The following is a 12133-nucleotide window of genomic DNA, read 5'->3' on the forward strand; positions in this document are numbered from 1 at the left end:
CCTTGAAAACCTTGGATATCAATTGTGATCTGGGCGAAAGTTATGGTATATATCGCACGTTATCGGACGAAGCCATTCTGCCCTTAATTACGTCAGCCAATATAGCCTGCGGGTTTCATGCAGGGGACCCGGCTACGATGCGGATCACGGTGGAGAAGGCATTGGAGCATCAGGTGGCAATTGGCGCTCACCCCGGATTGCCGGATCTGCAAGGGTTTGGCAGAAGACGTATGGACATTACGCCACGGGAAGCATATGACATGGTGGTGTATCAGATCGGTGCGCTGGATGCCTTTGTCCGTGCAAGTGGGGGGCAAATGCATCACGTGAAACCGCACGGCGCCTTATACAATATGGCTGCAGAAGATACGAAGCTTGCTGAAGCCATCGTGGAGGCGATCTATCAAGTACAACCCGAGCTGTATTTGTATGGTCTGGCGGGCAGTAAGCTGATTCACGCTGCGGATCGCATCGGTCTGCGCAGTGTGAGCGAGGTGTTTGCGGATCGAACCTATGGGGCGGATGGTAAGCTAACCCCTCGAAGCCAAGCGGGGGCTGTCATTGAAGAGTCGGGACAAGCGATTGCTCAAGTGCTCCAGATGGTGAAAGACGGCGTGGTTGTATCCACGGATGGCACGCGGGTTTCCATGAAGGCAGAGACGGTCTGCATCCACGGTGACGGAGCGAATGCTCTAGCATTTGCTCAAGAGATTCGTCGTGTGCTGGAATCGGAAGGCATTCAGTTATCCGCGCATAATTTTGGAATGACAAGGAGTGAAAGAACAGAATGAAACCCATACGCAACTCGGCGAAGGCCGTTATTGTGCAGGATAGACGATTGCTGGTCATTCGGCTGGAAGACCAATATGGTACCGCTTATGTGTTCCCGGGTGGAGGACAGGAGAAAGGTGAAGAACTCAAGGATGCGGTCGCACGTGAATGTCTGGAGGAGATTGGCCAGGCTGTGAACGTGGGAGAGTTGTTGCATATTCGAGAGTATATCGGAAAAAATCATGAATTCGCCGAGTGGGATGCAGATATCCACCAGGTTGAATTTTATTTTGCGTGCAGCCTGATCAATCCGGAGGCAACTATTTTTGAAGGCTCCAATCCTGACGACCATCAAGTCGCCGTGGAATGGATTGCGCTGGAAGAGCTGTCTCAGGTTCGTTTATATCCAAAAACCATTGGTGAGCTACTGCTTCAATCGGGTTCTTCATCAATCTATCTTGGAGATTTGAATTAAAATGATCATAGGAGCCATAAGGGCTAATGCCTTTATGTAAACATTTTTATAAAGAACTTTTCCGATTTTGTCACGTTTGCATACCTGGTTCATGGGATTCACCACAGGTGAGGTGGGTACACTATAAGTACAGGCTTATTACAGAGCTGCATTAAGCTTGCGCTAGTAATAAGCTATTAATGAACTGTCATTAAACAAAAGAGAGAGTAACAACTACACTTCTCTTGTACTTTTTATTATTCACCCTTAATTGGGAGAACGGTAGACGTAGTGGAGGGGACGGAATCGATTCTGAGGAAGCGAAGCGTTCGCATCTTGAATTTTTATTCATATATCCTTTGGAATTAAGCATTCACACGATAACGGAGAGGACAGAAGAAACCTGAAAAAGCGAAGCGCTCGCCTTTATCCCCGGATTTTCCCTTTAGAAAAAGGGAATCAGAAAATCTGGGGGTAACAGCGATTGGAAGGTTGTTCTGTCATCGTAGTGCCAGTGTGAATCGGTTTTAATCCAATGTATATGAGGAAGTGATCAGGATCATCGTGAGATAACAGCGATCCAAAGAACGATCCGTACCCGGAACGACCGCCTACAAAAGTCCTCCCAATATTCCCCCAAACCGAAAGGAGCACTTCCCATGAACCAGACTGAATTGGAACAAAACATTGTAAAAGCATTGGAAAACAACCCTTTTTGCAGCTTCTCGACTGTAGAGAATGGTAAACCGAAATCCCGCTATATGGCGCTTTTCAACGATGGACTGAACATTCATCTGGCAACGAACCGCCGTACACACAAAGTAGAGGAACTGGAGAATAATCCGAATGTTAGCCTGCTGCTTGGTTATGAGGCTGGTGGTTCCAAGGAAGTCGTTGAGATTGAAGGAACCTGTGAAGTGACCAAGAACGAAGGTTTGCGTGAGCAAGTATGGAATGACGAACTGAAGGCGTGGTTCGATGGACCTAATGATCCGAACTATGTCATTCTGGACATCACTCCGACTCGTATTGAATATACAGGGAAAGATCATGAACATCATGTGTGGGAACAATAATCCAACGATGAAAATAACCTCTGCCAAATAGCGTCCTTTTGCGGAATGCGCGCAGAGTTCACTCCAACCGTGAAAGCCTTTAAGGTTTCACGGTTTTTGATATGAGTGAATAATGATGAATGGATATACATGTAAGAAACATGTAATATACGTATTTTAAAGCTAGTGAGCACTAAATACCTACTAAAATGTTGAAAAAAATGTCGAAATCACGCATGATAATGTAAACCGGCCTAGATATGTGCGGGTAATGTAAAAAATAATGCTTTTCAATGGCTGAACATTGCGTTATGATTTGGAATGTAAACGACAAGCACAGACATAAATAGATGTTCATGTGAGATAAACTTACCTGAAATTCGGATGCATGTCATCAGAGCGTCAGTACGCACAACCCATGAAATCTATCTTTTTTCTGCGCTCTTCGTTTGCCCAATAATGCATGATTCAATGTACATAACCGGGAGGGGTTATTTTGAAAACGAGTAAAAAAGTATTATCAAGCCTGACTGCCGCTTTGGTTGCATTAAACGTGCTTGCGGTGTTTCCGGTACCTGTATCGGCTGCGGATGCTGCCAAAGTTAAACTGCGGATCATGGAGACAACAGACATTCATGACAATCTGATTAACTACGACTATTATTCCGACAAAGAGACAGACCAGTATGGCCTTGCCAAAACAGCTACACTGATCAAGAAAGCGCGTGATGAAGCCAAGAACAGCTTGCTGTTCGACAATGGTGATCTGATTCAGGGTAACCCGCTGGGAGACTATGTGGCGAAGATTGATCCACTGAAAAAGGGTGAAACTCACCCTGTATATAAAGCGATGAATCTGCTCGATTATGATGCAGGTAACATCGGTAACCATGAGTTCAACTATGGTCTGGACTTCCTGGACATGACGCTGGAGGGAGCGAACTTCCCTTACATTAATGCCAATGTCTATGTAGACGATGGTGATGATGATGAGACGAATGACAAGAATTACTTCACACCGTATGAGATTTTGGATAAAAAAGTAACGGACGAGACTGGCAAGGAACATACGATCAAAGTGGGTGTGATCGGATTTGTACCGCCACAAGTCATGCAGTGGGACAGCGCTAACCTTGAAGGCAAAGTCATCGCCAAGGATATTATTGCTACCGCTAAAAAATTCATTCCAAAAATGAAGGCCGAAGGTGCGGACATTATTGTAGCTATTCCTCACTCCGGATTTGAGGATATCCCTCAAACGGACCTGATGGAGAACTCCGTACTGTACCTGAGTCAGGTAGAAGGCATTAATGCCATTCTGTTTGGACATGCTCACAAAGTATTCCCAAGTGCTGATTTTGCCGGCAAAAAAGGGGTAGACCTTGAGAAAGGCACAATCAATGGCGTTCCTGCTGTTGAGCCAGGTTTCTGGGGTGATCATCTGGGTATTATCGATCTGGATCTGGAGCTGGTAGATGGCAAATGGAAAGTGGTGGATTCCAAAACGGAAGCACGCCCGATCTATGACACTGAGAACAAAAAGCCACTGGTAGATGCGGATAAAGACATCATTGATGCGGTTCATGAAGAGCATGAAGGTACATTGGAGTATGTTCGTGGTCCAGTAGGCGAAACGACAGCACCGATCAACAGCTTCTTCGCTCTGGTTCAGGATGATCCATCCATTCAGATCGTAACGAATGCACAGAAATGGTATGTCGAAAAACATATGCAAGGTACGGAATATGAGAAAATCCCTGTATTGTCGGCAGGTGCACCATTCAAAGCGGGTGGACGTTCAGGCGCTTCGTATTACACGAATATTCCTAAAGGCACCATTGCGATCAAAAACGTTGCTGACCTGTACGTATATCCAAATACGGTACATGCTGTAATGGTTAACGGCGCAGAACTGAAAGAATGGCTGGAATGGTCTGCAGGCCAGTTCAACCAGATCGACCCGGCTAAAGGTGGACAACAGCAACTGATCAATAATGACTTCCCAACGTACAACTTCGATGTTATCGATGGGGTAACGTATCAGATTGATGTGACCCAACCAGCCAAATACGATGGCAAAGCTGCGATCGTTAATGCATCTGCAAGCCGGATTAAGGACCTGAGCTTTAACGGCAAACCGGTTGACCCAGCGCAAAAATTCATTGTAGCGACAAATAACTACCGTGCTTCTTCATCCAAACTGGCTAACCCGGACGGCAAACGGATCGTTCTGGCTGCACCGGATGAGAACCGTCAAGTGATCATCGACTACATCCGTGAAAATAAAACGATTAATCCGGCAGCGGACGGTAACTGGTCCCTGGCACCAATCAAACCATCTGCGGGTGTAACTGCAGCGGCGTTGAACGATCTTGAAGTTGTGTTTGCTTCTTCCCCGGATGCGAAAGGTCTGGTTGAAGCGAATCCGGCGATGTCGTTCATCGGCACGAACAAAGAAGGTTTTGCAGAGTATGGCTTGAAACTGACAGGTGAAGCAACGACAACACCTGAAACAGGTACGGAGCCAGCACCGACGCCTAAACCAACTCCAACACCAACGCCTAAGCCACAACCTGAGAAACCGGCAACTAGCAACAAGGTTGTATACGTGGTGAAAAAAGGGGATAACCTGTACCGCATCGGTTTGAAATATGGTGTGGACTGGCGTAAGCTGGCAACAGCTAACAAAATCTCAAATGTGCATAACCTGAAAGTTGGACAGAAAATCGTGATTCCCGCTTCATAACGTTTAATAAGCGGAGAGGAGGAGACCGACAGTCATCAGACTGTCGGTCTTTTTTCTGCAAATTTTGAATATATTTGTTTCAACAACCGTCATATACGAAGTCATCAAAACAGTAGAGATTAATTTTAAGACCCATGATATAATATTTACAAACTTTGGGTATATACCAGTAATCATTAATGGACATGGAATCATAAATTGGCAAGGGGGTCCTACATGAATTGCAGTGGCTGCAGTCCAATCTATCCTATAGAGGGCCAAGGTACCTTGTACCTGCGTCCCATTTCCCCCGCTTTGCTGGAAGCGCTGCAAACGCCGGGAAGACTTATCGAGACGTCGGATGATATGATGTGGATGCATTTTTCAAATCTTGAGGCGGTTCAGAGCTTAATAGAAAAGATCAGCGAAATGGATTCGACATTACGTGATTCCCTAACCGTTCAGATTATGCCTTTATACGAACAGGCGAATGAAGAAAGCTGGATTAGTCTAAGCATGCAGGAGTCACGTTTCAGGCATGCGGAGCTTGTTTCCATCATTCTGGAACATGAATTCAGCAGTCATATGCAGCCCATCGTTGATGCATCGGAGCAGATTATCGGATACGAGTTTTTGCTTCGTCCTGCTGAGAATGGCAAATCCTTCAGTTCCTATGAATTATTTGAAGTTGCACGCGAGACTGGACTACATTCTTTTCTGGATCGAATGGCGCGAATTACTGCCATTGAGACCAGTGCTGTTTTTTTGCCGCATGGTGTGAAACGCTTCGTAAATTTCCTGCCTTCCTCCATATATAATCCCGAATATTGTCTGACACATACGTTTGAAGCGATTGAACGTCTTTCGCTGGACCCTAAAGATTTTGTGTTTGAAGTCGTGGAAACAGAGCAGATCCAACATATGCCCATCTTGCAGCAGATATTTGAGGTGTATCGTTCCCGTGGAATGTCGGTTGCACTGGATGATGTGGGTGCTGGATATTCAACAATAGAGTTGATGAATCGGTTAGAACCGGATTTTGTCAAAATAGATCGAAGTCTTATTGATCGTTGTGATCAGGATTCGACCAAACAACAGCAAATTCTTCATATTGTTGAGATGTCGAGTCGATTTGGAGGTCAAGTCCTTGCCGAGGGGATCGAACGGATGGAAGAGTTTGAATTCTGTCGCTCCATAGGTATTGAACTCGCACAGGGCTACTATTTTGGTAAACCCTCGGCACAACCTCCAGGCGATCCGTACTCTAATACTTCATCTAATACATGGAATAATTAGTAATCCGTACCTTGTACAAGTCACTTCTGATCAGAGGTGACTTGTTTGGCGTGCCTGCACATTTTTCTCTCAAATAAATCCCCTCATTTAGCCGATATATAAGATAAGCCTTTTAGATTGATTCATACATACAAAGAAAGAGGGCATTTTTACATTTAGAGGGGGATAAAGACATGAGTGAAACTCAGGATAATACACCAATGAAAGCAGCGAAACCTGCTAAACCAAAACATAATCAAAATAAAAAGAAGAAGAAAAAGAAAGGTTTCGTCTGGAATATAAGGAACAAACTATTGGTCTCCTTCCTGGCCGTTCTGCTCCTGCCAAGCTTGGCGATCGGCTTGATCACACTAACGATGGCTGAAGATGGCGTACAAGGACAATTAGTGGATAGTGCCAAGCAAAGTGTGAGTACGGCCAATACCATTGTAGAAAGCCAAGTGAACTACAAGATCCATGACATTAACTATTTTGCGGATGCCCTTGATCCGAGCTTGGTCAAAGGGGAGAACGATAGTCCAGAGCTTCAGTTGAAGCTGGAGCAATATCTGGGCTTGCATCCCGATGCCATGAACATTTTTGTGGGAACAACGGAAGGAGTCATGGTTCGGGGTAAAGCAACAGCAAGCAGTACGCGGGGAGATGCATATGATCCTAGGGAGCGGGAGTGGTACAAACTAGCGATGGAAAAGCCGGGTACAGCCGTTGTATCCGCTGTGTCTGTTAATACCGATGGCGTTGCCGTTGTATTTATCTCCAAAACATTAAAGGACCAATCCGGTGTTGTCGGTTTGTCTCTGGATCTAACAGACTTGCAAGAGCAAGCATCCATTAAGGTGGGTAAAGAAGGTTACGTCATTATTTTGGATGCAAACAAAAATTATGTCGTATCGCCTGTAGCAGATGCAGGTACACAGGAAGCTAGTGGTTTGTTGGATGAAATGTATGAGGGTAAAGAAGGTCAATTCGATTATGTATTCAATGAGCAACCGAAAACGATGATCTTTGCTACCAATGAAGCAACGGGCTGGAAAATTGCCGGTACGATGTTCAAGAGTGAAATAACCAGTGCGAGCAAGGACATTCGCATGATTACATTTATAGTGATTCTCGCGGCGACCTTCCTAACCCTTATCTTTATTATCTGGTTTACACGATCCATGCTGCGTCCGATCAAGCGACTGCAGGAATCGGCCAGAGCTGTAAGCAAAGGTGACCTGACCGTGAAAATGGAAACAGGCCGTAAAGATGAAGTCGGTGATCTGGCGAAGTATTTCGAGCGTATGGTGGATAACCTGCGGATGATGATTCTTGGTGTACAGGAAACAACAGAGCAGGTATCTGCTTCTTCTCAAGAATTGTCTGCCAGTGCGGAACAAACGACCAAAGCAATCGAACATTCAACACTGGCTATTCAGGAACTGGCCGAAGGCGCTGAGCAGCAGGTGAACAGCGTGAAAGACGGATCTGGACAGATGAGCCGAATGGCCGAAGATGTTCGGATGATGTCGGAGCGTGTGCAATCGATTACGGCGAATATGCGGAATACATCCGGAGCGGCTTCTTCTGGTAATGAGGCAGCAGGACAAGCTGTAGAGCAGATGAACAGCATCCAGGAAACCGTAGAGCAGCTAGGGACTGTGGTTCAATCTCTGAATGCCCGTTCCGTTGAGATTGGTAGCATGGTGGATGTCATTGCATCCATCTCCAAACAAACGAACTTGCTCGCATTGAATGCTTCCATTGAAGCGGCCAGAGCAGGTGATGCGGGGCGTGGGTTTGCTGTTGTAGCCGGAGAAGTTCGCAAATTGGCAGAAGAATCCGGAAGTTCGGCAGCGCAGATCGGTGAGGTCGTTCATAATATCCGTCAGGACATGGATGCCGCTCTAATCGCCATGAATGCGGCTCAGACGCGTGTGGGAGAAGGGATTCAGGCCGTGAATACGTCTGGACAATCCTTTGCCCAGATTCGGGAGGCGGTGGAAGAGGCGGTTCATACCTTGGATGACTTGTCTGAAACAACGAAACAACTGGAGAGTGGGGCATCCCACGTTGCCAAGGCGATGAGCGATATCTCGAATGTGACCCAGGAATCGGCTGCGAATACAGAATCCGTATCTGCATCTTCGCAGGAACAACTGGCATCGGTAGAAGAAATTGCATCCTCATCGGCACATCTGAACAGTATGGCGGAACAACTGCAAGGATTGCTTGGCATGTTCAAGATGGTAGAGGATACGCCGAAAGATAAAGGCAAAGAATAAATCCCAACACTTTAAACCATAATTTACCACAACTTTTATAATAGAAGAAAAATAAATATAGACAATGTTCCTGTAGCCCTGTATAAATATATCGTCTGGTTATTCCGAGCATATAGCGGTGTAATCTAACAACATAAGATTGAATAAACGAAATAATATATGAATACAGGGTACAGCAGGAGGCTTTATGGTATACGTAGCAATACTGATTTTTGTAGTGACAATCACTTTGGTGATCTGGCAACCTCGTGGGTTGGGAATTGGTTGGACTGCATCGGGTGGGGCTTTGGTTGCCTTGCTGTGTGGAGTCGTCAGCTTGAACGATGCCTCGGATGTAGCGTCCATTGTATGGAATGCAACGTTGGCCTTTGTCGGTATTATTATGATTTCTCTCATTCTCGACGAGACGGGTTTCTTCGAATGGGCCGCTCTTCACATGGCTAGACTCGCTGGAGGAGACGGTCGCAGATTGTTCTTCTACTCCATTTTACTCGGTGCTGCAGTGTCGGCCCTGTTCGCAAATGATGGTGCAGCGCTCATCCTGACACCAATTGTGCTGGCGATGGTGCGTGCATTAAAGTTTGATGAGCGGATGGTACTGGCTTTTGTAATGGCGAGTGGATTTATCGCAGATACCACATCGTTGCCGCTGGTCGTCAGCAATTTGGTTAACATTGTGTCTGCCGATTTCTTTGGTATTACCTTTGTGGAGTATGCGGTACGCATGGCCGTGCCGAATCTGATCTCGATCGTAGCGAGTACGGGAATGTTATTTTTGTTCTATCGCAAAAGCATCCCCCTTCGCTATGACATCTCTGCGGCTCGCGACCCGAAAGAGGCAATACGTGATCCACGGATGTTTCGCATTGCCTGGTTCATGCTAGGGCTGCTATTGGTGGCTTACGCATCCAGTGAGTTCCTGCCAATTCCCGTGTCGGTGATTGTGGGCTCGGTTGCACTGCTGTTCGCTTTACTGGCACGCAAGAGCGAGGCAGTTGATCTGAAACGGGTCATCAAGGAAGCACCGTGGTCGATTGTGGTGTTCTCCGTGGGTATGTACATCGTCGTATATGGACTGCGTAATGCAGGATTAACCGCTCATCTGAGCCGCTGGCTAGATGCCATAGCAGAGCATGGCCTGCTGGCCGCTTCGCTCGGAATGGGCATTATAGCGGCCGTATTGTCATCGCTGATGAACAACCTGCCTACCGTATTGATTAACCTGCTAGCCATCCAGGGTGCGCACACCGAAGGGGTCATCCAAGAGGCATTCATCTATGCCAATGTCATTGGTTCCGATCTGGGTCCCAAAATGACGCCGATTGGTTCACTTGCCACATTGCTATGGCTGCATGTGTTATCCCGTAAAGGTGTGAAGATCACATGGGGGTATTATTTCAAAGCAGGTATCATCCTGACCATTCCAACCTTGTTCATTACCCTAGCAGGTCTGGCATTGTGGTTATGGATTCTGGGTTAGTAAAATTAGTTTTTACAATAGGAACATCTAATAATCATTCAATGTATTGTAAAAGGCTGCTCTCCAGCTGGTGCTACGCACTGGCAGCGAGGCAGTTTTTTTGTTCCTCTTCTGTTTCTTCTATAGAAGGAATGAAAATTCTCTATTTCTATTATGCACCTAACCAATTACATAAAGGGCTGTCTCAAAAGGAATTCTGCTTCGCTCCAAGCGCTAATGAACCTACCGCACCTTAAAAGGCGGATCATCAACGGTTGCAAGATTTAACGAACTTCAGTAACGCTATTTCGTCATAAAAGGACTTCAAATCCTAAAAAATCAACTAAATCGACGAAATAACGTGTCTGAGATTCGTTAGTTTTTAGATCTGGGCAAATGGGAGCGAATAGCGTGTGTCAGGTTCATTACAATAACACGAAATGAGGATGTCCCCCCGTCATATTCATGACGTATGGGACATCCTCTTTTTTGCATACTAGCCAGGCAGATCATTGATATGCCTGAGATACAACGAGCGCTGACACAGCGCAGGGAACGGAACGATTGTATTGTGTTTTTGCCTGTAAGAAAAGAATGATATTTTCCTTGAATCTTAATGTGCAGATAAAACCGCGATCGTAGTGAAGGGGACGGAATCGATTCTGAAGAAGCGAAGCGTTCGCCTTTGTCTCCAAATTTCAACAATCAAATTGTTGATCAGAGAAATTTGGAGACAACAGCGATCAGAAGAACGATCCGTAACTGGAACTGCCACTCAGAGTGTTAAATTTATATTAATTTATTAATGTGTAAAATCTTCATGGAAATCTGGACATAATACGGATTGAAACAACGTCCGTTCCCGAAGCGGCCACTTCAGCGCAATTTGTCTCAGATAAATTTCAATATGCAGCCGATATTTTTAACATTGCGTTTACAAAACACTGATTTTAAGATGACATACCGAAACTACAATGATTAAAGAGTTGATGGTGAACAAACAAATTCACAAAACGCCATCACTACATTGGGGGAGGAAAACAAAACATGTTTAAAAAGTTGCCGTTTATTTTGATGACCTTAACGTTCGTACTGGTGCTCGCTGCATGCGGATCGAAAAATGACGCGGGTACAGAGGGTGCTGCAAGCAATGGTTCAGGGGAAGCTACTGCTGAGCTTAGCGGTAACATTCTGGCAGTCGGATCGACAGCATTGTTACCTCTGGTAGAACAAGCTGGACAGAAATTTATGGCAGTTGATGAATATAAGAACGTAACGGTTCAAGTTCAAGGTGGCGGTAGTGGTACTGGTTTGACACAAGTATCTGACGGACAAGCTACAATCGGTAACTCTGATGTATTCGCAGAAGAGAAGCTGGAGGACGAAGCCAAAGTAAAAGAACTGGTTGACCATCAAGTAGCCGTAGTAGCTATGGCGCCAGTTAGCAACAAAGATACAGGTGTAGAAGATTTGACGAAGCAGCAACTGGTCGACATTTTCTCCGGTAAAGTGACGAACTGGAAAGACGTTGGTGGCGCGGATAAAGCAATTGTTATTGTAAACCGTCCAAGTAGTTCCGGTACGCGTGCAACGTTCGAAAAGTATGCATTGGGTGCAAAAATGGATGATATCCAAGGTTCGATTCAAGAAGATTCTTCTGGTAACGTAAAAAAATTGGTAGCTGAAACACCAGGTGCTATTGGTTACCTTGCCCTGTCTTACTTGGATGACAGCTTGCAAGTGTTGAAATACGAAGGTGTAGAAGCAACAGTTGAGAACGTGGAAGCAGGAACTTATCCAGTGTGGGCTTACGAGCACATGTACACCAAAGGTGAGCCGGATGCAGCAACAAAAGCGTTCCTGGACTATATCCTGAGTGACGAAATTCAACAAAACGACGTGACAGAACTTGGATACATTCCAATGTCAGGCATGAAAGTAAAACGCGATGCAGCAGGTAATGTGGTTCAATAATCTTTGAACTTGCGCATACAGCGAAAGAGGCGGACTTAGGTCCCGCCTCTTTACGCGGTTTGCTCTGAAATAATCCCATATTTTGCATTAATTCTACTATAGAAGGATGGTTGTTATGGAACAGACCGAAGGGGG

At 45.6% G+C, this 12133-nt stretch carries 8 protein-coding genes; all 8 read left to right on the plus strand.

Translation table 11 applies throughout. The features are described 5' to 3' along the window. Positions 1 to 2 precede the first annotated feature (2 nt). The 8 genes from MKX40_RS02370 to MKX40_RS02405 all read left to right on the plus strand — a co-directional run bounded on the left by MKX40_RS02370 (position 3) and on the right by MKX40_RS02405 (position 11998). Positions 3 to 791: a 5-oxoprolinase subunit PxpA gene (locus MKX40_RS02370; RefSeq protein WP_339242885.1), complete on the plus strand. Its 789-nt coding sequence runs from the start codon at positions 3 to 5 to the stop codon at positions 789 to 791. Beyond that, complete coding sequence (locus MKX40_RS02375) at positions 788 to 1246, plus strand: NUDIX domain-containing protein (RefSeq protein WP_339239260.1); 459 nt, start codon at positions 788 to 790, stop codon at positions 1244 to 1246. The genes MKX40_RS02370 and MKX40_RS02375 overlap by 4 nt, the downstream gene beginning before the upstream one ends. A gap of 638 nt (positions 1247 to 1884) precedes the next feature. Next, positions 1885 to 2301 carry a pyridoxamine 5'-phosphate oxidase family protein gene (locus MKX40_RS02380; RefSeq protein WP_074093246.1) on the plus strand — a complete coding sequence of 139 codons (417 nt, stop codon included), beginning with the start codon at positions 1885 to 1887 and terminating at the stop codon, positions 2299 to 2301. 475 nt (positions 2302 to 2776) lie between these two features. Next, positions 2777 to 5026 carry a bifunctional 2',3'-cyclic-nucleotide 2'-phosphodiesterase/3'-nucleotidase gene (locus MKX40_RS02385; protein WP_339239261.1) on the plus strand — a complete coding sequence of 750 codons (2250 nt, stop codon included), beginning with the start codon at positions 2777 to 2779 and terminating at the stop codon, positions 5024 to 5026. A gap of 216 nt (positions 5027 to 5242) precedes the next feature. Beyond that, the gene (locus MKX40_RS02390) at positions 5243 to 6301 is read left to right on the plus strand and encodes an EAL domain-containing protein (protein ID WP_339239262.1); all 1059 of its coding nucleotides are present in this window, start codon (positions 5243 to 5245) and stop codon (positions 6299 to 6301) included. Positions 6302 to 6474: 173 nt separating this feature from the next. Next, positions 6475 to 8565 carry a methyl-accepting chemotaxis protein gene (locus MKX40_RS02395; RefSeq protein WP_339239263.1) on the plus strand — a complete coding sequence of 697 codons (2091 nt, stop codon included), beginning with the start codon at positions 6475 to 6477 and terminating at the stop codon, positions 8563 to 8565. A 187-nt stretch (positions 8566 to 8752) separates the two neighbouring features. Then, positions 8753 to 10045 (plus strand): arsenic transporter, encoded by a 1293-nt coding sequence (locus MKX40_RS02400; protein ID WP_339239264.1) that lies wholly within the window; start codon positions 8753 to 8755, stop codon positions 10043 to 10045. A gap of 1026 nt (positions 10046 to 11071) precedes the next feature. Then, positions 11072 to 11998: a phosphate ABC transporter substrate-binding protein PstS family protein gene (locus MKX40_RS02405; protein WP_339239265.1), complete on the plus strand. Its 927-nt coding sequence runs from the start codon at positions 11072 to 11074 to the stop codon at positions 11996 to 11998. The last annotated feature ends 135 nt before the right edge of the window (positions 11999 to 12133 follow it).

This window comes from Paenibacillus sp. FSL R5-0517 (assembly GCF_037974355.1).
Taxonomy (GTDB): Bacteria; Bacillota; Bacilli; order Paenibacillales; family Paenibacillaceae; genus Paenibacillus.